Annotated in this window: 17 protein-coding genes and 1 pseudogene; 8 read left to right on the top strand and 10 right to left on the bottom strand. The window is 68.0% G+C overall.

Annotation, left to right across the window (positions count from 1 at the left end; translation table 11 throughout):
- Nucleotides 1-53: 53 nt before the first annotated feature.
- Nucleotides 54-1,703, top strand: a complete 1,650-nt coding sequence (locus OXG83_03565; protein MCY3964095.1) for a hypothetical protein — start codon at nt 54-56, stop codon at nt 1,701-1,703.
- On the opposite strand, the gene hemW is transcribed toward OXG83_03565, so the two are convergent.
- Together hemW and OXG83_03555 are read right to left on the bottom strand one after the other, a co-directional pair.
- On the bottom strand, nt 1,700-2,857 hold the full coding sequence (hemW, locus tag OXG83_03560; GenBank protein ID MCY3964094.1) for a radical SAM family heme chaperone HemW: 1,158 nt from the start codon (nt 2,855-2,857) through the stop codon (nt 1,700-1,702). The two genes, OXG83_03565 and hemW, sit on opposite strands and share 4 nt — an antisense overlap.
- 25 nt (nt 2,858-2,882) lie before the next feature.
- Complete coding sequence (locus tag OXG83_03555; protein ID MCY3964093.1) at nt 2,883-5,468, bottom strand: DUF3604 domain-containing protein; 2,586 nt, start codon at nt 5,466-5,468, stop codon at nt 2,883-2,885.
- 94 nt (nt 5,469-5,562) lie between these two features.
- Between OXG83_03555 and OXG83_03550 the strand changes: the two genes are divergently transcribed.
- Nucleotides 5,563-7,491 carry a DUF3604 domain-containing protein gene (locus OXG83_03550; GenBank protein ID MCY3964092.1) on the top strand — a complete coding sequence of 643 codons (1,929 nt, stop codon included), beginning with the start codon at nt 5,563-5,565 and terminating at the stop codon, nt 7,489-7,491.
- A gap of 3 nt (nt 7,492-7,494) precedes the next feature.
- On the opposite strand, the gene lepA is transcribed toward OXG83_03550, so the two are convergent.
- On the bottom strand, nt 7,495-9,285 hold the full coding sequence (gene lepA / locus OXG83_03545) for a translation elongation factor 4 (GenBank protein MCY3964091.1): 1,791 nt from the start codon (nt 9,283-9,285) through the stop codon (nt 7,495-7,497).
- An 82-nt stretch (nt 9,286-9,367) separates the two neighbouring features.
- On the opposite strand from lepA, the gene rocF reads away from it, so the two are divergent.
- Together rocF and OXG83_03535 are read left to right on the top strand one after the other, a co-directional pair.
- Nucleotides 9,368-10,279 (top strand): arginase, encoded by a 912-nt coding sequence (gene rocF, locus OXG83_03540; GenBank protein MCY3964090.1) that lies wholly within the window; start codon nt 9,368-9,370, stop codon nt 10,277-10,279.
- Between the two features lie 28 nt (nt 10,280-10,307).
- Nucleotides 10,308-10,790: an EVE domain-containing protein gene (locus OXG83_03535; GenBank protein ID MCY3964089.1), complete on the top strand. Its 483-nt coding sequence runs from the start codon at nt 10,308-10,310 to the stop codon at nt 10,788-10,790.
- Here the strand turns inward: OXG83_03535 and OXG83_03530 are convergent.
- Entirely contained in the window at nt 10,787-11,998 is a 1,212-nt protein-coding gene (locus tag OXG83_03530; protein ID MCY3964088.1) for a DUF4097 family beta strand repeat-containing protein, read from the bottom strand. The genes OXG83_03535 and OXG83_03530 overlap by 4 nt on opposite strands.
- A 150-nt stretch (nt 11,999-12,148) precedes the next feature.
- Here OXG83_03530 and efp point away from each other — a divergent pair, with 150 nt between their 5' ends.
- On the top strand, nt 12,149-12,718 hold the full coding sequence (efp, locus tag OXG83_03525; protein MCY3964087.1) for an elongation factor P: 570 nt from the start codon (nt 12,149-12,151) through the stop codon (nt 12,716-12,718).
- Between the two features lie 9 nt (nt 12,719-12,727).
- The gene (gene epmA / locus OXG83_03520) at nt 12,728-13,714 is read left to right on the top strand and encodes an EF-P lysine aminoacylase EpmA (GenBank protein ID MCY3964086.1); all 987 of its coding nucleotides are present in this window, start codon (nt 12,728-12,730) and stop codon (nt 13,712-13,714) included.
- Between the two features lie 11 nt (nt 13,715-13,725).
- Here epmA and OXG83_03515 read toward each other — a convergent pair whose 3' ends face one another.
- Complete coding sequence (locus OXG83_03515; GenBank protein ID MCY3964085.1) at nt 13,726-14,337, bottom strand: hypothetical protein; 612 nt, start codon at nt 14,335-14,337, stop codon at nt 13,726-13,728.
- On the bottom strand, nt 14,334-15,554 hold the full coding sequence (gene rnd / locus OXG83_03510; GenBank protein MCY3964084.1) for a ribonuclease D: 1,221 nt from the start codon (nt 15,552-15,554) through the stop codon (nt 14,334-14,336). The genes OXG83_03515 and rnd overlap by 4 nt, the downstream gene beginning before the upstream one ends.
- 38 nt (nt 15,555-15,592) lie before the next feature.
- On the opposite strand from rnd, the gene OXG83_03505 reads away from it, so the two are divergent.
- Both OXG83_03505 and OXG83_03500 read left to right on the top strand, forming a co-directional pair.
- A complete protein-coding gene (locus OXG83_03505; GenBank protein ID MCY3964083.1) occupies nt 15,593-16,528 on the top strand; it encodes an NTP transferase domain-containing protein in 936 nt (311 codons plus the stop codon).
- Nucleotides 16,525-17,859, top strand: coding sequence for a sulfatase (locus tag OXG83_03500; protein ID MCY3964082.1), 1,335 nt, complete (start codon nt 16,525-16,527; stop codon nt 17,857-17,859). The genes OXG83_03505 and OXG83_03500 overlap by 4 nt, the downstream gene beginning before the upstream one ends.
- Here OXG83_03500 and OXG83_03495 read toward each other — a convergent pair.
- From OXG83_03495 to OXG83_03480, 4 genes and pseudogenes are all read right to left on the bottom strand, one after another.
- Entirely contained in the window at nt 17,856-19,121 is a 1,266-nt protein-coding gene (locus tag OXG83_03495; protein MCY3964081.1) for an aminotransferase class I/II-fold pyridoxal phosphate-dependent enzyme, read from the bottom strand. The two genes, OXG83_03500 and OXG83_03495, sit on opposite strands and share 4 nt — an antisense overlap.
- A 5-nt stretch (nt 19,122-19,126) precedes the next feature.
- On the bottom strand, nt 19,127-20,305 hold the full coding sequence (locus tag OXG83_03490) for a PQQ-dependent sugar dehydrogenase (protein MCY3964080.1): 1,179 nt from the start codon (nt 20,303-20,305) through the stop codon (nt 19,127-19,129).
- Nucleotides 20,306-20,871: 566 nt separating this feature from the next.
- A pseudogene (locus OXG83_03485) lies at nt 20,872-21,888 on the bottom strand (PQQ-dependent sugar dehydrogenase).
- A 110-nt stretch (nt 21,889-21,998) separates the two neighbouring features.
- Entirely contained in the window at nt 21,999-22,886 is an 888-nt protein-coding gene (locus tag OXG83_03480) for a DMT family transporter (GenBank protein ID MCY3964079.1), read from the bottom strand.
- Nucleotides 22,887-22,906 lie beyond the last annotated feature (20 nt).

Genomic DNA, 22,906 nt, shown 5'->3' with positions numbered 1-22,906 from the left:
CCACCGGGAGGGGATGCTACTGCCGTTCGGCTGCCGCTGTTACTCTGACCGCCATGAGGACCAGCACACGCATCCTGCGAACCGTCATCGTCGCGTTGACGATTCCGGTGATCGGCGTCGGGGCGATCACAGCCAGCGACGCCGGCGAGCCGCTCGCGCCGACGCTGGAGGGCCTGGGCGATCTGCACTACCCGATCACTACCTCGTCGGAAGCAGCGCAGCGCTTCTTCGATCAGGGGTTGCGCCTCGTCTATGCGTTCAACCACGCCGAGGCCGTGCGGGCGTTCGAGGAAGCGGCCCGGCTCGACTCGGAAGCGCCGATGCCGTACTGGGGCAGGGCGCTGGCCCTGGGCCGCAACTTGAACGACTCGATGCCGCGTGAGCGCGAACTCCGGGCGCTGGAGAGCCTCGAGCAGGCACAAGAGCGGCGCGCCAGCGGAAGTGAGCGGGAGCAGGCCCTGATCGACGCTCTGGCGAGCCGCTACTCCGCCGACGGGGACGCCGACCGTCAGGCGTTCGACGCGGCATGGGTCGACGCGATCGCGGCGGTCGCGAAGCGGTTCCCGGACGATCCGGAAGCGGCCACCCTGCACGCCGCGGCGATCATGAACACGATGCCCTGGGACTACTGGCGCGGCGGCGAGCCGCAACCGGGAACCCTGGAGGTGAAGGAACTCCTCGAGCGTGTGATCGCGGCGCATCCCGACCACCCTGGCGCCCACCACTACTACATCCACCTGATGGAAGCCCGGGAACCGCAGCTCGCCGAGCCGAGCGCCGACGCCCTCGGCAAGCTCATGCCGGCCGCCGGTCATTTGGTCCACATGCCGGCTCACATCTATATCCGCGTCGGCCGCTACGACGACGCCGTGACGTCGAACCAGCGCGCGATTGCCGCCGACCTCGACTACATCGCCCAGTGCAGCGCCCAGGGGCTCTACGCGGTCGGCTACTACCCCCACAACATCCACTTCCTGTGGGCTGCCGCCACTTTCGGCGGCCGCGCCGAACTCGCGATCGAGAGCGCCGACAACCTGGCCGAGGAGGTCCCCGCCGAACTCGCTCCGACTCTCCCCTTCCTCCAGAACTACCTGGCGACGCCTCTGTTCGCGCGCGTCCGGTTCGGCCGCTGGCAGGAGGTCCTCGACACGCCGCGACCTGCCGCCGGCCAGACCTTCCAGACCGCGATGTGGCACTACGCCCGGGGTCTGGCCCTTGCCGCCGGCGGCGATCCGCGCGCCGCCAGACGGCACCTCAAGGCACTCGGCAAGCTGCGGCGGAGCACTGAACTGTCGGACCTGAGCATTTCCTTCGCCACCGGTTCCGACCTGGTGCGCCTGACCGAGCACTTGCTCGCCGGCGAGATCCAGGCGGCCCGGGGCCGGATGGGCCGCGCGATCAACAAGATGCGCTCAGCCGTGGCCCTCCAGGACAGCTTCCGCTACGCCGAACCACCGTCCTTCCACTACCCCGTGCGCCAGTCCCTGGGCGCCGTGCTGCTCGAAGCCGGGCACGCGACCGAGGCCGAAGCCGTCTACCGCCGCGACCTGGAGCACAACCCGCACAACGGCTGGTCCCTGTTCGGCCTCGCGGAGGCGCTGCGCGCGCAGGACCGGAAGCAGGAAGCGGACGAGGTGGAAGAGCGCTTCGCGAGGGCGTGGCAGAGCGCCGACGTGGAACTCGAAGCGTCGGTCTTCCGCTAGGGCAGTCTCCACTCCCGCGCCAGACGATCCGCCCGGGCCATGCCCTCGAGGGTTGGCTCCAGGCGACGACCGCGCACCCGGAGCCAGCCCGCCTTCTCCCAGGCTTCGATCTGCCCGGCGGCTCCAGCGGCCGGATCGATGCCGAAGCACCGCTCCAGGGCGGCGCAGTCGATGCCGGATCGCTGGCGAAGTCCCATCATCACAGCCTCCAGCAACAGTTGATCGCTGGTCAGCTCCTCGCGACCGGCCACCGGCGAGTCGCCGCCCGCCACCGCGGCGCTCCAGTCCTTCCAGCCAGCCACATTCCACCACCGGCTGCGACCGGCGAATGAGTGCGAAGAGGGTCCGAGACCCAGATAGGGCTGATGCCGCCAGTACTTCCGGTTGTGGCGGCTCCGATCCGCCTCCCGGCGAGCGAAGTTCGAGACCTCGTACCCCTCGTAGCCCAACTCGGCGAGACGACGGTGCGTGGCGACGAAGTTCGCGGCCCTCTCGTCCTCCCCGGTTTCGCACAACCTGCCCGCGTCGCGCCGCCGGCCGAACGGCGTGCCGTCGTGGATCGTCAGTTCGTAGCAGGAGACGTGATCCGGCCCGAGCGCCGCCGCTTCGTCCAGCGTCCGGAGCCACCAGCCGCCATCGAACCCCGGCAGCGAGTAGATCAGGTCGACCGACACCGACCGGAAACCCGCCTCCCGCGCCCGTCCGACGCTCGTCCGCGCCGCCGCCGCGTCATGCCGCCGGCCGAGAAAGCGCAACGCCCGATCGTCCAGCGCCTGCAGCCCCAGGCTGATCCGATCGAAACCAAGTTCACGCCAACCGGCCAACGACTCAGCCGAGGCATCCTCCGGATTCACCTCGATCGTCCACTCGGCCTCCGGATCGATCGCGAACCTCCGGACCAGCCGCCGCCGAATCACCCGGAGCTGCTCCAGGCTCAACGCCGACGGCGTACCGCCCCCGAAGTACACCGTGTCGAACCGGGCGGACTCGAGGGCGTCTTCGTCCCGACCCGACCGATTCTCGATCTCCCTGCACAGAGCGGCCACGAACTGCTCCCGATCCGGCCCGCCACCACGCGCCACCGCGAAGTCGCAGTATGGACAGATCGCCGAACAGAACGGGATATGGACGTAGAGCCCGGCCGCCTCCTTCACGGCAACTCGAACCGTAACGCCAAGGTCAGCGCGGCTTCTCCCCGCCGACCCACCAGGGGCTCGACCAGGCCAGGTGGCCGTCGATCTGCTCGACGCGGAGGTAGTACCAGTCCTCTTCCTCGCCGAAGTCGGTGAATCGGAAGGTGACGTCGTCGCGCAGTCCCTCGACGAAGTCGACCCGCACGCTGTCCTCGTAGTCGCCTTCGTGAAACACGTGCTCGTTGCCGCCGCGGGCATCGGCCGACGTTCCCGGCGCCGCCGGCAGGGCCAGCGTGAACTCCGCCGCAGCGAACCGCTGCGGCGTGCGCACCTGCGTCGGCGCGGTGCCGTATTCGGCGGCGGCCGCGATCTCGAGGCTGAGCCGAACCGCCGCCGGATCGCCCTCCAGCACCAGCGCGAAGGACCGGCGCGAGCCCCGAGTCGTGAAGTCGAAGCTGGCCGTGTTCCCGTCGACGCCGAAGCGGTCGGCTGGCAACGGCGTTCCGGTCAGGCGACCGCCGACCAGCTCCGCGCCTTCGACCGTCACGGTTCCCTGCCACGGCCGCTGGCCACGCGGGTTGTCCCGGATGTCGACCCAGGTCTCCGAGAAGAAGCTGACCAGGGCCTCGAACTGGCCCTCCGGCAGCGCCGAACCGCCGGCGCCGCGGGTGTCGAAGGTCGCCACGACTTCGCCGTTGCGGATCAGGTCGACGCGGCGAATCGGCCCGGTGCCGATCGCCCGCCCCTCGAGTACACGGCGATCGGTCTGGTCCAGTTCGCTGCCCATCCGCGCCCCGTTCAGCCGGGCATCGAGCACGATCCGCTGCGCTCCGGTGGTCGCGTAGGCGTGGCGCGCCTTGAGTGCGCCAAACACGGCGTCCGTGGTGCGCGCCGGCGCCCAGGCGGCTGCCAGACCGCCGAACTGGAAGATGTTCGACCTGCGCCCCGAGGCGCCGGCCTGATGACCGGGCGAGTATCCCGGATGACCCCGGTGGTCGTCCGACGCGGATACGAAACCGACCCGGAAGCCCTGCTCCAGGTAGCGGCTGCCGAACCACTCGAACGTGCCGTGGCCCGACATGATCTCGATCAGGTTCTCCATCTCGAAGTCGTTCTGCCGCCAGTCGCCATTCTGGTGGGCGTGGGGGATGATCAGCACGTCGTCCGTGTCGTACTCGGCACGCAGGCCGCGATAGAGCTCGGAAAGGTTCGGCGCGGCCTGCACACCCACCCGCTGCATACCGACGTTCCGGAAGAACACGTTGTGGTGACCGCCGCGCTGCCGGGGCGACGTCCACTCGTAACCCGCGAAGACCAGCAGTTCGCCCTCCCGGTGGAACTTTCGGACTGCCTCGTTCAACTCCTCCCAGAGCCCGTCCGTCAGCCAGATGTCGTGCTCGCTCATCGTGATGAAGTCGAGGCGGGCATCGTCGCGGGCAAAGGCGAAGTAGCCGTCCGGCGTGCCCTGGCCCTCGGCGAAGCCGGAGTGACCGTGGGTCTCGCCCCAGTAGAGCCGGTGTTCGGGATCCGCTCGCACCCACACCGGATTCGCGGCGCCCGTCACCTCGCCGTCGGGGCTGCGGAACGTGTAGCGATGGACACCCTCCGCGTCGGCGACCAGCTCGACCAGGTGGATCGCCTGCCCGGCCGGCAGTTCGGCCACCTGCTCGCCGTCGAGCAGGACCTGGAGGCCTGGGATGTCCCGGGTCGCCCGGTTGTAGACCCGGTCCTCGGCGCGCACCGAGATGACGAACGGTTCGCCTGTGCCGACGATCGACGGGGCGAAGCCGTGGACCCGTTCCGCCGCCCCGCCCACGACCTCGTACGTCGCCGGCGGCATCTCGTAGACCCTGCCGTCGCCCGGGTCGACGTGAATCGGCAGCGAGATCCGGTCGTTGCTGAACTCGCCGACGCCGAGACCGCGGCCGCCGCCGCTCCGGTCTCCGTAGGTCAACGTGATCGCGTCGCCCGGCGAGAGATCCCCGCCGCGAACCCGAAGAGTCGGGAAACCGGCAGGACCGCGGAAGCCGCCGTACGGGCCCCAGATCGGGTGCGCATCCTGCTCCAGGCTGATGCCTTCCCGGCTCACCCGGGCGGAGACGTAGTGGTCGCCGGCGGGATCCGTCGTCTGCAACCGGCCGTAGCCTCCGGCGCCCTGCGTCGAGATCACGATCCCGCCGCCCTCCTGCATGCCGAGCGAGCCGACCATGTAGACGACCTCGATCGTCGCCCAACTGCGTGCCTCGAACACCTCGGATCCGGTGCGCGTTACGGTTCCGAGGGCTTCCTCGTCCTCGTCCAGCCAGGCGAGCTGCCGCACATAGTCGTCCAGCGACGCGAGTTGGAACGGAGCCGGTTCCGTCCCAGGCCGGGGGAACGGCCCGTAGAACACGACGAGGGGCAGGTTCTTGGGCACGAAGCCGCCCTGCATCGAGACGACGTTCGCCCATTCCCACAGAACCGAAGTGCGCTCGGCGACGTTCGAAACGGTCGTCGGGGACCGGGCGACGTCCGCGATCAACGCGTCGACGCGCTCCCTGAGATCCGGGTCCAGCTCAGCACTTTGGCCCGGAGACCCAGCCACCAAGGCGCCCGCCAGGACGAGAACGAATCCACCCGTCAGCTTCCGCACAGCGAACCTCCTTCTCGATCTCGAGAGAGAAACTCAAACAGCGATTGGTTACCCAATAGTAGACTGCCTCGATACCCCTCTTGAGGAGAAGCCGATGAAGAAGCTGACGATGCTCGCGGCGGCGACCGCGTTCTCCGCCTTGCTGATCGCCGGTTGCGCGCCGAGCGACGACTCTGCCGACGCCGGGGAAGTGGCCGAGGGCACGGCCGAAGGCCCGAACCCGACGAAGAACGCGTACTTCGGCGACCTCCACGTCCACACCAGATACTCGTTCGACGCCTTCATCTTCGGCACGACGACGGATCCGAACGACGCCTACGAGTTCGCCAAGGGCGGGACGATCAAGCACCCCGCCGGCTTCGACATGAAGCTCGACCGGCCGCTCGACTTCCAGGGCGTGACCGACCACGGCATGTACCTCGGGATGCTGCCGGCGATGACCGAGGACGGCTCGGCAGCGTACGGACATCCGGTCGCGGCCGACCTCCGCGTGGCCGAGGACGCCGACGAACGGCGCGGCATCTTCGTCGGCATGCGCCCCTACCTGAACGCCCGGAAGGGCGAGGACGAGCACCTCGACATGGATGTCGTTCGAAACGCCTGGTCCAGGATCATCGAGGCGGCCGAGGCACACAACGATCCGGGGAACTTCACGGCCTTCATCGCCTACGAGTACACGTCGTCCGGCTACGAGCGGGACAACCTGCACCGCAACGTGGTCTTCCGCGGCTCCGAAGCCCCGGAAGCGCCGTTCAGCCGGATCGACTCGCAGAACCCCGAGGATCTCTGGGCCGCGATGGACGAGTGGCGAGACCAGGGCATCGACGCGCTCGCCATCCCCCACAACCCGAACGGCTCCGGCGGCCGGATGTTCGAGATGGAGAAGTTCTACGGCGACCCGCTCGACGAGGACTACGTCGACGTCCGGATGCGCAACGAGCCGATCGTCGAGATGACCCAGGTCAAGGGCACGTCAGACACCCATCCGGCGCTGTCGCCCAACGACGAGTGGGCCGACTTCGAGATCATGCCGTACAAGATCGCGACGACGATCATCAGCGACCCGCCCGGCAGCTACGTCCGCGACGCCCTGATTCGCGGTCTCCGGCTCGCCGACGGCGGCCTGACCAATCCGTACAAGTTCGGCCTGATCGGCGCCAGCGACACGCACGTCTCGGGCGGCGCGTTCCAGGAAGACAACTACTGGTCCAAGGTCGGGATTCTGGACGCGACGGCGACACTCCGCGGATCGGTGCCCGGTGAGGGCGCCAACCAGAGCATGGGCGATGACCCGACGCAGGAGTCGGATGCCGCGCTGCGCACCGACGACGGCTCGGGCCGGTCCTTTCGCGACACCTACTACTACACCTGGGGCGCCTCCGGCCTAGCCGGCGTCTGGGCCGAGGAGAACACCCGCGAGGCGCTCTTCGACGCGATGCGCAACAAGGAGACCTTCGCGACGTCCGGACCGCGCATGAAGATCCGCTTCTTCGCCGGCGCCTTCGAAGACGGCGACCTCGACGATGCCGAGTTCCTGACCAGGGCCTATGCGGAAGGCGTGCCGATGGGAGGCGACCTGCTGGCCGGCGATGTCGGCGCGGCGCCGACCTTCGCGGTCATGGCGATGCGCGACGCGTTGGCCGCGCCGCTCGACCGGCTGCAGGTGATCAAGGGATGGTCGAGCGACGGGCAGGGCGCGGAGATGGTCTACGACGTGGCCTGCTCCGACGGCGCGGAGGTCGATCCGGCCACGCACCGTTGCCCCGACAACGGCGCCACGGTCGACCTCGCGACCTGCCAGATCAGCGACGACGCCGGCGCCGACGACCTCAGCGCCGTCTGGACGGATCCCGACTTCGACGCCTCGAAGCGCGCCTTCTACTACGTGCGCGTCCTCGAGAACCCGACCTGCCGCTGGTCGACCTGGGACGCCCTGCGCGAAGGCGTCGAGCCGCGTCAGGACGTGTCACCGACAATCCAGGAACGCGCCTGGTCCTCGCCGATCTGGTACACGCCGGAGTAGGCACTAGCCGTCGCTGCGCAGCACGGACACGAACGCCTCCTGCGGGATGTCGACAGAGCCGACGCGCTTCATCCGCTTCTTGCCTTCGCGCTGCTTCTCGAGGAGCTTGCGCTTGCGGGTGATGTCGCCGCCGTAGCACTTGGCGGTGACGTCCTTGCGGAAAGCGCCGATCGTCGTGCGGGCGATGATCTGGCCGCCGATCGCGCCCTGGATCGCGATCTTGAACTGCTGGCGCGGGATCGTGTCCTTGAGGCGCTCGCAGTAGCGGAGTGCCCGCCGCCGCGCCTCGTCCCGGTGCACGAGCTGGGACAGGGCGTCCACCCGCTCGCCGTTGACCAGGATGTCGACCTTGACCAGGTCCGTCTCTCGTGAACCGATCAGCTCGTAGTCGAACGACCCGTAGCCCTGGGTCACGGTCTTCAGCTTGTCGTAGAAGTCGAAGAGCACTTCGGCGAGCGGCAGCTCGCAGGTCAGCTCGATCCGTCCCACCGCCAGGTAGTGGATGTTCGTCTTCCCGCCGCGGCGCTCGAGGCAGAGTTCCATGACCGCCCCGAGGTAACGCTCCGGCAGCATGATCGAGGCCTTGATGTAGGGCTCCGAGACGGCGGCGATCTCGGAGGGGTCCGGGTAGGCGGCCGGGTTGTCGATCCGCCGCATGGAGCCGTCCGACATCTCCACCCGGTACCGCACCGACGGCGCGGACAGAACGAGCGAAAGCCCGTACTCCCGTTCCAGCCTCTCCTGGACGACGTCCAGGTGCAGCAGGCCGAGGAATCCGCAACGGAAACCGAAGCCGAGCGCCGAGGATGAGTCCTTCTCGAAGGTCAGCGAGGCGTCGTTCAGGGCGAGCTTCTCCAGTGCCCGGGTCAGATCCTCGTAGTCGTTGCTCGACACCGGGTAGATCGACGAGAACACGACCGGTTTTGCTTCCCGGTAGCCGGGAATCGGTTCGGCGGCGCCGCCCTGGGCGGTCGTGATCGTGTCGCCGATGTCGATCTCCGAGATGTTGCGGATCCCGGCGATCACGTAGCCCACGGCACCCGCGATCAGTTCGTCGCTCTTGCGGCGCTTGAGCAGGAGGGTTCCCAGCTCCTCCACGTCGTGCTCGCTGCCGGTGTGCATCAGCCGGATCTTCTGCTTGGGCCGAAGGGTGCCCTCGCGCACCCGGACCACCATGACGACGCCTCGGTAGGGGTCGTACTGGGCATCGAAGACCAACGCCCTGAGCGGCGCGGCCGCGTCGCCGTCCGGCGGCGGCAGCCGGGCCACGATCGCGTCGAGGACGTCCTCCACCCCTTCACCTGTCTTGGCCGAGCAGAGCACCGCCTCGAACGGGTCGAGGCCCAGGTCGCTGTCGATTTCCTCTCGCACCCGGTCCACGTCGGCCGACGGCAGATCGATCTTGTTGATCACCGGGATGATCGTCAGGTCGTACTCCAGTGCCAGGTAGAGGTTGGCGACGGTCTGCGCCTCCACGCCCTGCGACGCGTCGATCAGGAGCAACGCTCCTTCGCACGACATCAGCGATCGGCGAACTTCGTGCGAGAAGTCGACGTGGCCGGGCGTGTCGATCAGGTTGAGGCGACACAGCCGGCCTTCCGCGTCCTGGTGCCGGAGGGTCACCGTGTTGCTCTTGATCGTGATTCCCCGCTCCCGCTCGATGTCCATCGAGTCGAGGATCTGGTCGCGGAAGTTGCGCTCCTCCACGGCGCCGCAGTGCTGGATCAACCGGTCGGCGAGCGTCGACTTGCCGTGGTCGATGTGGGCGATGATGCAGAAGTTCCGGACGGACATGGACACTCCGCATCCTATGAGCTTGGGCCGCGGGCGGAACCCGGAAGAACGACTTCTACCGGGAAGTTGCTACCGTCGCATCATGTCGAGCCTGGCCTCCGCCGCCCAGACGACGATCCGCATCGTCGGTGCGCCCCTCGATCTGGGTCAGTCGCGCCGCGGAGTCGACCTGGGGCCGACCGCCCTGCGGTACGCGGGCCTCAAGTCGGCCCTGACCGGACTCGGCTACCGGGTCGAGGACCGCGGCAACATCGAGACCGTGGAACGCGACACGCTGGCGAACGGGCCGGGGCTCGACTTCCTCGAGCCGGTCGTCGACGCCTGTGAACGCATCTACGAGGCGACCAGCCAGGCAGTGATCGACGGCTCCGTGCCGCTCGTCCTGGGCGGCGACCACTCGATCGCCGTCGGCACGGTCGGCGGCGTCTCCCACCGGCACCGCACGGGCGTCTTCTGGATCGACGCCCACGGCGACTTCAACACGCCCGAGACGTCGCCCACCGGCAACCTGCACGGCATGCCCCTGGCCGCGCTCTGCGGTCACGGCGTGCCGGAACTCGTCAACGTGGGGCGGCCCGGGGCCAAGCTGCGAATCGAGGATGTCGTCCTCTTCGGCGTGCGCGACCTGGACCCGGGCGAGCAGGCGCTGATCCAGCAGACTGGGATCACCGCCTACACGATGCGCCAGATCGACGAACGCGGCCTGGCCCCACTGGCCACGGAAGCCCTGGAGCGACTCGACCACGTCGACCTTCTCCATGTGAGCCTGGACATGGACTCGATCGATCCCAGGGAAGCACCGGGCGTCGGCACGCAGGTTCCCGGCGGCCTGAGCTACCGCGAGGGCCACCTGCTGATGGAACTGATCGCCGAGCACGGAGGCATCGGTTCCGTCGACGTGGTCGAGGTCAACCCGATTCTCGACACCCGCAACCAGACCGCGAAGCTGGCCCTCGGCCTGCTGAGCTCCCTCTTCGGCCGCAGCATCCTGTAGCGGTCCGCACGACGACCAGGAGAACCCGATGTCCAGCGACGAACGCCAGTACTGGCTGATGAAGAGCGAACCAGGCGAGTACTCCATCGACGACCTGGCCCGCGACGGGTCGACCTACTGGGACGGCGTGCGCAACTATCAGGCCCGCAACCTGATGCGCGACCGGATGCGGATCGGCGACGGCGTTCTCTACTACCACTCGAACGCGAAGCCGACCGCCGTCGTCGGCCTCGCCCGGGTGTGCAGCGAGTCCTACCCGGATCCCACCCAGTTCGACCCGGACGACCCTCACTACGACCCGAAGTCGGACCCGGAGAATCCTCGCTGGTACCTCGTCGACATCGAGTTCAGGCTCAAGTTCGCCGAGCCGGTGACGCTGGCCGAACTGCGGCAACGGCCCGACCTCGAGGGGATGGCGCTACTCCGGCGCGGGCAGCGGCTCTCCGTTCAGCCGGTCACGGCCCGGGAATGGGGGATCGTCTGCGCGATGGCGGACGTCTCGGCGGACTAATCCACGCTCGCCACGCGGACGCTGCCGGAACCCGTGTCGAGGATCACGCGCGCATCGCCGTCGCCGGCAATGAAGCGCATCTCGCCCCGCGACTTGTGCAGCGTCTTCGCGATCGGCACATCGACATCGATGCCGCCACTGCCGATGTCAATGTCGAAGCGGGCCGACAGATCCTCCGGAACCAGCATGACGATGCCGCCCGAGCCGGTATCGATCTCGAACCTGCCGTCGCCCATCCGCTCGAGGGCCAGGTGCACCCTGCCGCTGCCAGTATCGATCACTGCGGAGTCGGCGCCCGCGGACTCGACCCGTACGCTGCCACTGCCGGTGTCGATCGAGAACCGCTCGGCTTCAAGGCCGTCCACCGTGACCCCGCCGCTACCCGTGTCGATGTCGATCGCCTCGGCGGCAACCTCGGTGACCGCTACCGGGCCGCTGCCGGTGTCGATCGAGAGCGCCGAACCCTCGAAGCGGTCCAGACTTGCGCCGCCGCTGCCGGTGTCCATGACCAGCCGACCGCGCGCGTCCCGCACCGTCAGTCCACCGCTGCCGACGCCGATCTTCACGTCGCCGTCGAGACTGGCGGCTTCGGCCATGCCGGCCCTGGTCTTGATTTCCAGATCGGCGGCGACATCCGACACATCGATGTCGCCCGCTCCCAGTTCGACCTTGAGCGACCGCCCCTCCGGAACCCGAATCGTCACATCGGCCCATGCTTCCAGGCCGCTCCCCGACCTCTCGATCCGGATGCGGCGGCCCGACATGGAGCGGAGGATCTCGCCCAGCAGACTCTCGGAACTGCCCGGCCGGCGCGACCACAGGTTGGCGCGGCGACGGCTGAACTCGGGGTAGACGTACCGTCTCTCCTCCTCGACTGGAAACTCCACAGCCAACCGTGCCCGCGACCCGCGCGTGTCCTCGTCGAGCCTGATGTTCTCCCGCGTACCGTCCCTGCCGCGGACGGACACCTCGACCTCGAACTGGCTACCTGTTGCCGGCCCGATCTCCATCTTGCCGATCAGACTGGACACGGTGAGCGAGTTCGCGTCGAATTGGTAACTCTCGTCGAACTCGCCGAAAGCCGGGACGGCCAGGAACGCGGCCGCCCACAGGGCGCCGACGCCCACGACCCGAAACGACCTGCCAGACACGGGGGCGGCGTTGCGGTTCGGAACATCGGGTACGGAACTCGAGGGTCGGATGGTCATCGCTCTCTCCTGGTTTCGGTGCTGAGAGTTGCGGCGCGAGACGCGCCCTTCACCGATACACAACGCAGGCGAGAAGGCAGGGTTTCACAGCCAGACCGCCGGCTACAGGCTGCTAGGGTTTCGAGTGACGCGGGAGGGCGGTTTCCAGCCATGGCCAGCTACAACATGAACCAGGTCCGAACCGGACTCAAGGTGCTCGAGGGCGGTGAACCGAACGTGCTCATCTCCTGCGACTTCATCAAGCCCGGCAAGGGCCAGGCGTTCACCCGCGTCAAGATGCGCAACCTCCTGAGTGGAAGGGTCAACGAGAAGACGCTCAAGCCCGGCGATCTGCTCGCGGGCGCCGACGTCGTCGACACGTCGATGCAGTACCTCTACAGCGACGGCGAACACTGGTTCTTCATGAATCCCGACACCTACGACCAGGTCGAAGCGGACGTGCAGGCGCTCGCCGGCGCCGAGCAGTGGATCAAGGAAGAGGACATCTGCAACGTCACGCTCTGGAACGGTCATCCCATCCAGGTCAAGGCGCCGAACTTCGTCATCAGGGAGGTCGCCGAGACGGATCCGGGCCTCAAGGGCGACACGTCGAGCGGCGGCAGCAAGCCCGCCAGGCTCGAAACCGGCGCGACCGTCAAGGTCCCGCTCTTCATCCAACAGGGCGAGTCGATCCGGGTCGACACCCGCACCGGGGAGTACGTCTCCCGCGCCAAGACCTAGGGCCGCACGGTGACCGGCAACGGCGCCGACTGGCGCCCCACCGCAACGCCCGAGGCACTGCGCCGGCGGGCGTCGATGCTGGCCGAACTGCGCGCCTTCTTTGCCGAGCGGGACGTCCTCGAGGTCGAGACGCCGCTTCTTTGCACCGAGACCACGCTCGACCTGCATCTGGACAGCCTGGGCTGTCAGGTCGAGGCGCCTGGTTTCCCGAGCCGTCGGATGTACCTCCAGACCTCGCCCGAGCTGGCGATGAAACGGCTTCTGGCCGCGGGTTCCGGATCGATCTACCAGGTCTGCAAGGCGTTCCGGGGCGGTGAGCGAGGCCGCTGGCACAACACCGAGTTCACGATCCTGGAGTGGTATCGCGTCGGCTGGGACCACATTCGGCTGATGCGCGAAGTGGTCGCCCTGATCGAGACCCTTCTCGCCGGCTCCCACCCTCTGGAAGAGGCGGTCTACGCCAGTTACACCGAACTGATGAAACGTCACACGGGTCTCGATCCGCACGACACGCCGAACGTGGACCTCCGCCGCGCCGTGGAGCGCAGTTCCTCGGCCCGGGACGCCGGTGATCTCGACCGCGACGACCTTCTTTCACGCCTGTTCGTCGAGACGGTCGAGCCGACGTTCCCGCCCGACCGGGTCACCATCGTCTTCGACTACCCCGCTTCCCAGGCCGCGATGGCCCGGATCGGAACCAGCGATCCAAGGACGGCGGAGCGCTTCGAGGCCTATGTCGGTCCCATCGAACTCGCCAACGGCTACGGCGAACTCACCGACGCTCGCGAACAGCGGCGGCGGCTCGAACACGACCTGATCAAGCGGCGCGAATCGGGCCGCCCGGAGCCGCCGATGCCATCCCGCTTTCTCGCCGCGCTTGGGAGCGGCCTTCCCCGCTGCGCCGGCGTCGCCCTGGGCTTCGATCGCCTGCTCGGACTCGACCTGGGCGCGCGCCGAATCGACGATCTGATCGCCTTCCCGGTCGAGCGGGCCTGACCGTCCGCCCGCTACGTCCGGGACGGGGACGCCGACACCGCGGCGGCCGGGCCGGGCGGCAGCACTTCGAGAAGTTCGACCGCCGGCCGCTCGTCGCAGAAGATCGTCGCTAGACGCCCATACACCCGTTTGGCCTCGCCAGCCGACTCCGCGATGCCGAAGTGGCGGCGCATCTCGTCGTCCGGCTCGATCTCGAGCAGGCTGTGCGTGCTGATCCGCCGTAATTGCCGGTGCCGAATCAGGATGTGACCGATCGGCACGCTCTCGCTCAGGATGTCGCGTCGTGCTTCGTCAGTCGCGAAGCGCAGGTTGAAGAGCACGATGCCGAACTGCACCACCGCGGAACCGTTCCGACCGGACTTCCCGCCGGCGTCTACGGCACGCCGAAGGAGAATCCTACGCGCGTAGTGGTCATCGTGGAGCACCCGATCCAGGACGACGACTTCGACCGGACCACGGTGGTGGGCCTCGAGGGTCACCGTCATATGGCTCTCATGAGCCAGAAGGCTCCGTTGCGGCTGCGGCACGGCGCTCGCCGGCACGACGGTCGCCGGCGGCGCTTCCCTGTCGAACAGACCGTAAAGGTCACCGATCGTGTGGGGTAGCGCTTCAACCAACTTCATTGACTGCCCCCCTGGCGGTCGCGCGGAGCGGCTGCGCGAGACCCTCTGCCGCGGCCGCGCCGGCTCCGTTTCCGGCTGCGGTATTCCAGCAAGCCCGCACCATCGACCTGCGGCTCCAGCACGAACCGGCGCCAGCCCTCGATCTCGCCGGGCCAGACCCAGGCGCCCCGCTCCAGACTTCGGGCCGCCCAGGCTTCCAGTGTCCGCCGGGACACCAGCGTTTCGGCAGGAAGATCGAGCTCGCCCGCAACGCGCGCAACCAGCTCGCGCAACCGCTCCGTGAGGCGGCTGGCCGATCGCCCTCCCGAACGCTCCAACCGGTTGGGAAGGTCGCTCTCCGGCAATGCCGCGGCGCCGCGCACGAGGTCCAGGAGAGCCGGACCGTAGCGGCGGGCCTGTCTCGGGCCGAGTCCCTTCACCGAGGTCAGGCCCTGACCGCTCCGGGGCATTCGTCTCGCCAGATCGAGGACCGTTTCGTCCCTGAGCACGAAGCCCCGCGGGAGATCACGTCTCCGTGCCCGACGTTCCCGCCACTCGCAGACCACTCGCAGCGCGGCCAGCTGACGACGGGACATGCCCGGTCTCCCCAGCCGTTTGAACGACCACTCCGGATCGAGACGTGCTTCAGCCGCCCTCAGCAGGCGGTCGAACTCCTCGTCGGCCCAGGCCTCGCGCCCCAGTTCCGCTAGCCGCGACCGCAGTAGTTCGTACGCGGGTAGCAGATAGGCCACATCGAGACCGGCGTACCGGACCTGTTCCTCGCTCAGGGGCCGACGCAACCAGTTGGACCGCTGCGCTCCCTTCGCCAGTTCGACATCGAATAGCCGGGAGACGAGATGCACATAGCCCAGCGAACCGCCCAGGCCGCACAGAGTGGCCGCGACCTGGCAGTCGAACAGGCGCTCCGGAGCCAAACCGAAGACGTGATGAAGGATCTCGAGATCCTCGCTCGGCGAGTGAAAGACCTTGGTCACCGCCCTGGACCGGATCACCTCCGCGAGTCCGGAGCGGTCGCGGATCGCAACCGTGTCGACCAGGTAGCAGCCAGCGGAGTCGGCGACCTGGATCAACCCCAGGCGCGGAAAGAAGGTCCGTTCGCGCACGAACTCGGTGTCCAGGCCCACCGCGGGTTCACGCAGCCAGCTCCGAGCGAGCTCGGCCAGGCGATCGTCACGGTCGACCACCTCTGGAGGCGGCGGCGGTGGAAGTCTCGTCATAGAATCGGGTCAGCCCTCGGGAGAACTCGGATTCCGCCATGACCTCCAAGTCCGTACCTCTGATCGTACTCGGGGGCAGCGACCGCCGCCCGGCCTACATGCCGCCCGGAGGCCGCTCCAAGCACCCGCTGGCAGGCATCAAGGGCGTCGAAGTGAAGATCGGCGGCAGGCCGCTCATCGAGGTCCTCATCGACCGCATCCGTCAGGCCGGCGTCTTCGATCCGATCTACGTCGCCGGGCCCGGTCACGCCTATCGTTCGCTTTCCGACGGCGTCGCGGTCGACACGGACGGCGGCTTCGGACGCAACATCCAGGTCGGCGTCGAAACCGCGCGGCGACTGCACGGCGACGGGCCACTGGCGGTGACCACCTGCGACATCGTCCCCGAACCGGGTGAACTGCGGATGGTGGTCGACGACTTCTGGAGTCACAGTCCGCTGGACTTCTTCTTCCCCATGATCAAGGCGCCGCGCGACCCCGAACGGCTCGGCGCCTCCAAGTGGAAGCCGCAGTATCACGTCCAACCGGAGGGGGGATCCTCACCAGTTCCCATCCTGCCGGGCCATCTGGCGATGTTCGACTCCGCGGCGCTCCGGTGGAAGTTCATCTACCGGTTGATGGACCTCGGCTACCGGACACGCAACCGGCCGATCCTCTATCGCAACGCCTACATGGCGCGACGCCTTCTCTGGATCATGCTCGTTCAGGACTTCATCCACCTACTCAATCTCCGGCTGCCGACGTTTACCTGGGACACCCTGCTATCGGGCACCCGGGCCGCCCGGCGCCTGAAGGAGAAAGTCATCCAGCAGTCCGAACTCGAGTTGGCGCTGCGCCGCATGTTCATCAAGCGGCGCCACCGCCGCAGGCACCCCGAGCGCAAGGTCCGCATGCCGGTCGTCGATGCGATGTCGCTGGCCCGCGACATCGACACCCAGGAAGAGGCAGTCGCCTTCGGAGCCGTCACTGCGTGAACGCGGGCACCCGCGCCATCCGTCCGGCGATCCTCGCCACACTGCTCTCCGCGCCCCTGGCGGCGGAGCCCGACCTCGTCCTGCTCTCGGTCGACACGCTGCGCGCCGACGCGGTGGGAGCCTACGGCGCCGGGGACGCAACGACGCCGACGATCGACGCGCTGGCCGCGGCGGGCGTGCTGTTCGAGGATGCCCAGACAACGATCGGCAAGACCGGACCCGCCTTCGCCTCGATCTTCACGTCACTCTACCCGCCGACACACGGTTCCCGCCGCAACGCGCAGCGGATGCGGAGCGACGTCCCCGTCCTGGCCCAGATCCTGGGCGACGCCGGCTACGAGGCAGCCGCCTTCATCTCGAACTGGACGCTCCGAGCTGACCTGGTCGGCCTCGACCGCGGTTTCGATCACTACGACGAAGAGTTCGACCAGTCGCGGAACGCCGCTGGCGTCATGGAACGGAACGCGGACGGTATCGCCAGGGCCGCCGAGCGCTGGCTCCGCCGCCGCGCTCGCGACGAAGAACGAAATGGGAAACCCCTGTTCCTATGGGTCCACTTCTCCGACCCCCACAGCCCCTACCTGGAACGAACCGGCTTCACACCCGCCCGGCCGCCCAGGGAGCAGCGAACCACCGGCTGGCAGAAGCGCTGGCGTTACCAGTCGGAAGTGAACTACGTCGATCACTGGATGGGCAGGTTGTCCAGGACGATCGAGGAGGTGCTGCCCGGTCCCCGCTTCACCCTGTTCCTCAGCGACCACGGCGAGAGCTTGGGCGAGCACGGCTACTGGGGACACGGCAAGAACGTGCACTGGCCGAACGCCCGGATCCCGATGATCCTCGCCGGTCCCGGCGTTCCCAAGGGCCGGAGAGTTCAGGCGCGCGTCGGCGTGATCGACGTGCTGCCGACTTTGCTCGACCTGCTTGGAGTCGAAACGCCGGAAGAGGTCGAGGGCAGGAGCCTGGCTCCGTTCCGAACCGGGGGCGATGGCGGCGATACGCCACGCTACGTCATCGGCGACAAGCACAGCGCGCTGACCGCGAAGTCACGCCGCAACGCGCCCTACGAGGATCCGCTCCAGATCAGCCTGGAAGTGAACGGAGCGAAGGTCCTCCACGACTTCTCGAAGCGGCGGACGACCTACTTCGACCTGACCGCTGATCCCCGTGAGGAGCGGCCGCTCGACAAACCGCCCGTCGACCTCGTGCCGCCCCTCGGCCGCCGCCTGGTGAACTGGTATCGGGACCTGGAGAAGTACGAGGCGAAGAGCGGAACCGTCCTCAGCGAGGACGACATCAAGCAGCTCAAAAGCCTCGGTTACATCGACTAGCGTGCGGCGCCGGCGCTGACCAGGACGATGCAGTCGGCCAGCAGGCCGGTCGCGATTTCGATCTCGTCAGGAGCCGGCAGCGTCGGCGCGATGCGGATGTTCCGGTCCTGCGGGTCGAGGCCGTAGGGAAAGGTGGCGCCGGCCGGTGTCAGCTTGACCCCCGCATCACCCGCCATCTCGACGACGGCCCTCGCGCAGCCGGGCTCAGTGTCCAGGCTGACGAAGTAGCCGCCACGAGGACGGCTCCAGGACGCGACGTCCAGGCCGCCGAGGCGCTCGTCGAGTACGCGCAGCACGGTCTCGAACTTCGGCCGGATCAGATCCGCATGTCCCTTCATGTGATCCCGGAGCGCGGAGAGGGAGCCGTCGAAGAAGCGCGCGTGGGCAAGCTGGTTCAGCTTGTTCGGGCCGATCGTCTGGATCGAGCGGAAGCTCCGGATCCAGTCGCCGTTCCTGGGGCTCGCGGCGACCGCGGCCAGACCGGCGCCGCCGAACGTGACCTTGGAGAACGAGGTGACGAGCAACGCGCGATCCTCGTGGCCGTGGGCCGCGCAATGGTCGTAGAGATTGGCCAGAGGGTCCGGTTCGCCAGCGAACGCGTGCAGCGCGTAGGCGTCGTCCCAGATCACGCGAAAGTCCGGCGCCGCGGTCTTCATTGCGGCAATCGCCTCCACCACGTCGTCGGAGTAGGTGACGCCCGTGGGGTTGCTGTAACGCGGCACGCAGAACATCCCCTTGACGTTCGGATCCTCACCGGCGAGTCGAGCGACCTCATCCACGTCGGGACCGTCGTCGCCCATCGAGATCAGCAGCATCTCGATGCCGAAGCGCTCGAGCACGGAGAAGTGACGGTCATAGCCCGGACAGGGGCAAAGGAACTTCACCGGCGTCGAGCGCCTGGGTCCGCCCCACGGATCGCCGCCCGGCACGCCGACCAGCATCGCCTGCACGATGAGGTCGTGCATCCACTGCAGGCTGGCATTGCCTCCGACGAAGACGAGCTTCGGATCGACGCCCAGAATCTCAGCGAAGATGGCCCGCATCTCCGGCAGCCCGCGCGGATCGCCGCCGTAGTTGCGGCAGTCCGTGCCGTCGGCGGCAGGATCGTCCTCCCGGTCGACGGCCCGCAGCAGACCGTGGGAGCGGGCAAGCTGCTCCGGCGACGGCTTGCCGCGGGTCATGTCGAGGCTAAGGCCGGCGGCGCGGGCCGCGTCGTAGCGGACTCGCGCCGCGTCGAGGGCGGCAGAGTCGATCGTCGCCAACGCCCCTACTCTCCCGCGCCGGACGTCGCGTCGTAGGCGATGCGGTAGATCACGCCGCGCATGTCGTCCGAAACGAGGAGCGACCCGTCGGCGCGCTCCATCACGTCGACCGGCCGCCCCCACGAGTCTTCGCCCTGGAGCCAACCGGTTGCGAACTCCTCGTACTCCGTGGCCCGGCCGTCGCGGTCGACGTGAACCACCATGACCCGGTAGCCGATCTTGTTGCTGCGGTTCCAGGAACCGTGCTCGGCGATGAAGATCTGCCCGCGGTAACGCTCAGGGAACGCGGTGCCCCGGTAGAAGCGCATGCCCACTGCTGCCACGTGAGGGTCGAGGTCGATAGCCGGCGGCACGAGGTCGTTGCAGGGACGCTGGTCGCCGAACTCCGGGTCCGGGATGTCCTGGCCGTGGCAGTACGGATAACCGAAGTGCTGGCCGTCCTCCGTCAGCACGTTCAACTCGTCGGGCGGGACATCGTCGCCCATCATGTCGCGTCCGTTGTCGGTGAACCACAGTTCGCTCGTGCCCGGGCGCCAGTCGAACCCGACCGTGTTGCGCACACCACGGGCGACGACTTCGTAGTCGCCGGTCCGGTCCAGTCTGAGGATCGTCGCGAAGGGATCCCCTTCGTCGCAGATGTTGCACGGGGCGCCCACCGGCACGTAGAGCCGCCCGTCGGGACCGAAGCGGATGAACTTCCAGCCGTGATGGGTCTCGTCCGGGAGGTCGGCCGTGACCACGACCGGCGCGGGCGGTGAGTCGAGCCGACTCTCGATCTCTTCGAAACGGAGCACGCGGCTGATCTCCGCAACGTAGAGGTCGCCCTCGTGGAAGGCGACACCGTTCGGCCAGTTCAGGTCGGCGCCGATGGGATAGCGGTCGTCGGCCCTTCCGTCGCCGTCCCGATCGACGACGGCATGGACGATTCCACCGCCCCTGCGTCCGGTGCCGACGAAGACGGTCCCGGAGGGGCTCTGGGCCAGCGACCGGGCGGCGTCGATCTCCGCGGCGAAGACGCCTACCTGGAAGCCGGCAGGCAACTCGATCGCGTCCAGACGGAGTTCGTCGTCGGCCGCCGCTACGGTTCCTGCCGCGAAAACCACGGCAAGCAGGAAGGCGCCGAAGCGAAGCACTGTGTCGCGCGAAGACAGCGGGCCGCGCGTAGAAATCGGGGAACGGAGCATGCTGTAACTCCTGATGATCCTGGTGAGCTGCACCTCCCGGACAAGGTGCCGGGAGCATGAAAGCGATGTGAGTCCGCGCGAGAGTATCGCTACCGGCGGCAACTGTCCGGGAAGGCCTTGGCGTCCGTGATCGCGGCCGCCGGGTGCCCCGGCGCGTTCCGGTACTCCTTCACGTCGCCCGTCGCAGTGTCCGCAACGCGAATCACGTAACCCAGGTCCGTGGTGGAGGCGCCGTACACCCAGTAGTGGCCGTTCACTTCGCAACCGTTCAGCACCTTGATGAGGATCTCCCAGTTGTCCGCGTCGAAGAACCGGAACAGGCCGGAGTCCTGCGTCGCCTCGGTAGCCACCAGGGCCGAACCCGTCTCACCATCGCCGGTCCACCACTCGACCCGTACCTCGTAGCGATCGCCATGCAGGCAGAGAGTCTCCGCGTTCGGCTCGCAGGGACCGTCGGGTCCCGGGGGAGGCGGCTCGGGATCCGGGTCGGGGTCGGGCTCGGGGTCTGGATCCGGGTCGGGATCGGGATCCGGATCGGGATCCGGCTCCGGCTCGCTTTCGGACTCGTAGACGATCCGATAGATCGTACCGGGCTCATCGTCCGAGACGAGCAGGGAACCATCCGCGCGCACCATGACATCGACCGGCCGGCCCCACTCGGCTTCGCCCTGGAGCCACCCGGTGGCGAACTCCTCGTACGCGATCGGCTGCCCGCCGGCACCAAGTCGAACCAGCATGACGCGATAGCCGATCTTCCGGCTGCGATTCCACGATCCGTGTTCGGCGATGAAGATCTGGCCGCGATAGCGCTCCGGGAACATCGTTCCGGTGTAGAAGCGCATGCCCAGCGCCGCCACGTGCGGTCCAAGTTCCTGGGCCGGGGGCCGGGACTCGGCGCAGGAACGAAGCGAACCGAACTCCGGATCGCGAACATCTCGACCATGGCAGAAGGGGTAGCCGAAGTGCTGTCCGTTCGACGTCAGCACATTCAACTCGTCCGGCGGCGTGTCGTCGCCCAGCCAGTCGCGGCCGTTGTCCGTGAACCACAGCCGTCGCGTCCGGGGATGCCAGTCGAAGCCGACGGTGTTTCGCACTCCCCGCGCCACGATTTCGTATGTACCGCTGTCGACGACCATCCGAAGGATCGAGTTGTACGGGTCGGCCTCGTTGCAGATGTTGCACGGCGCACCAACCGGGACGTAGAGCCGCCCGTCCGGGCCGAAGCGGATGAACTTCCAACCGTGTGACCTGTCCCTGGGAAGGTTCGCGGTGACAACGGCCGGCGAGGGCGGCGAATCCAGCCGGTTCTCGATGTCGTCGTAGCGGAGGATCCGGCTGATCTCGGCGACGTAGAGGCTTCCGTTGCGGAAGGCCACGCCGTTCGGCGAGTTCAGCCCGGATGCCAACCGGTGAGTCCGGTCCGCCTCGCCGTCATCGTCGGTGTCAACCACCGCATAGACGACGCCCTGGGGCCGGCTGCCGACAAACACGGTGCCGTTCGGACTCTGCGCAAGCGACCGGGCCCCCGGGACATCATCGGCAAAGATGCTGATCGAGAACCCGTCCGGCAACTGGATCTGCGAAAGCCGCGAATCCTGCGCAGCACCTTCGCCGACCCCGCCGATCGAAACCACCAGCGCAACCTGAAAGCACAAGCGGAGGGCGTTGAACGGCCGAAGCACGGTCCGTCAACCTACCAGAGCATCACCGCGACCCCGGCCGCGATCACGGCCACGCTCAACACCTTTCGGGCCGTCAGCCGCTCCGCGAAGAACAGGCGGCCGAGGACCAGCGCCAGCGACGACCCGATACCCCGCTTCACCGTCTCGACGAAGCCGACCCAGGCGTGCTGGAGGGAGAGCAACTGGAGACCCTGCGCCGCCGCGCCGATGACGACCGCCGTCAGCAGCAGGAGCCAGGTGCGAGCTCCGACGCTGGTCCCGGCTCGCTCGCGCCGTCCGGCCGAACTCCTGAAACCCCGAGCGACGATCACGACCACCGAGAGGCCGACCCCCAGATGCATGACCAGTCCGTGGAACGCCGCGTTCGAGGCCTCGGTGGCGAGCTTGTCCAGCGGCAGCGCCGACGCCCAGAGGAAAGCGACCAGGATCATCCACCAGGCGCCCGCCCCCAACGTCCAGGGCCGGCCGCGTTCGCCGGAGCGCTCACCGAGTTGCAGAGCGAGGGCGGCGCCGACCACCATGGCGATGCCGAGCCACTCGCGCGCCCCCGGCAGCTCACCGAGCAGCGGAATCCCGAGCAGGGCCGTGAACACCGGCGTCAGGGACAGCAGCGGAATCACGGCGCTCAATCCGGCCAACCGCACCGAACGAAGGAAGCCGTAGTTCGCGCCGAGGTTACAGGCCACCGACAGAAGCCCTGGCAGGAGGTACGAGCGGCTCACCACCGCCGGCGGCTGGACCGCTACCCAGACGCCGTACAGGGGCACCGCTCCAAGCGCCAGAACCATGACCAGGAAGGCATCGCTCAGCCTTCCCGTGAGCTTCTTGCGCAGCAGGTCGAACAACGAGAAGCAGAGCGTCGCGCCGACGACGAGGACGATGCCGAGCACCGAGACCATGCGCGGGATTCAGTCTACGC

This window comes from Acidobacteriota bacterium (assembly GCA_026707545.1).
Classification (GTDB): Bacteria; Acidobacteriota; Thermoanaerobaculia; order Multivoradales; family Multivoraceae; genus Multivorans.
This window is presented reverse-complemented; position numbering and strand designations above follow the sequence as displayed.

Excerpts from the sequence above, each read along its gene's own strand:
- OXG83_03565 (MCY3964095.1), top strand. The coding sequence starts at position 54 with ATGAGGACCAGCACACGCATCCTGCGAACCGTCATCGTCGCGTTGACG.
- OXG83_03550 (MCY3964092.1), top strand. The coding sequence starts at position 5,563 with ATGAAGAAGCTGACGATGCTCGCGGCGGCGACCGCGTTCTCCGCCTTG.
- lepA (MCY3964091.1), bottom strand. The coding sequence starts at position 9,285 with ATGTCCGTCCGGAACTTCTGCATCATCGCCCACATCGACCACGGCAAG.
- rocF (MCY3964090.1), top strand. The coding sequence starts at position 9,368 with ATGTCGAGCCTGGCCTCCGCCGCCCAGACGACGATCCGCATCGTCGGT.
- OXG83_03535 (MCY3964089.1), top strand. The coding sequence starts at position 10,308 with ATGTCCAGCGACGAACGCCAGTACTGGCTGATGAAGAGCGAACCAGGC.
- OXG83_03530 (MCY3964088.1), bottom strand. The coding sequence starts at position 11,998 with ATGACCATCCGACCCTCGAGTTCCGTACCCGATGTTCCGAACCGCAAC.
- efp (MCY3964087.1), top strand. The coding sequence starts at position 12,149 with ATGGCCAGCTACAACATGAACCAGGTCCGAACCGGACTCAAGGTGCTC.
- OXG83_03515 (MCY3964085.1), bottom strand. The coding sequence starts at position 14,337 with ATGAAGTTGGTTGAAGCGCTACCCCACACGATCGGTGACCTTTACGGT.
- rnd (MCY3964084.1), bottom strand. The coding sequence starts at position 15,554 with ATGACGAGACTTCCACCGCCGCCGCCTCCAGAGGTGGTCGACCGTGAC.
- OXG83_03505 (MCY3964083.1), top strand. The coding sequence starts at position 15,593 with ATGACCTCCAAGTCCGTACCTCTGATCGTACTCGGGGGCAGCGACCGC.
- OXG83_03490 (MCY3964080.1), bottom strand. The coding sequence starts at position 20,305 with ATGCTCCGTTCCCCGATTTCTACGCGCGGCCCGCTGTCTTCGCGCGAC.
- OXG83_03480 (MCY3964079.1), bottom strand. The coding sequence starts at position 22,886 with ATGGTCTCGGTGCTCGGCATCGTCCTCGTCGTCGGCGCGACGCTCTGC.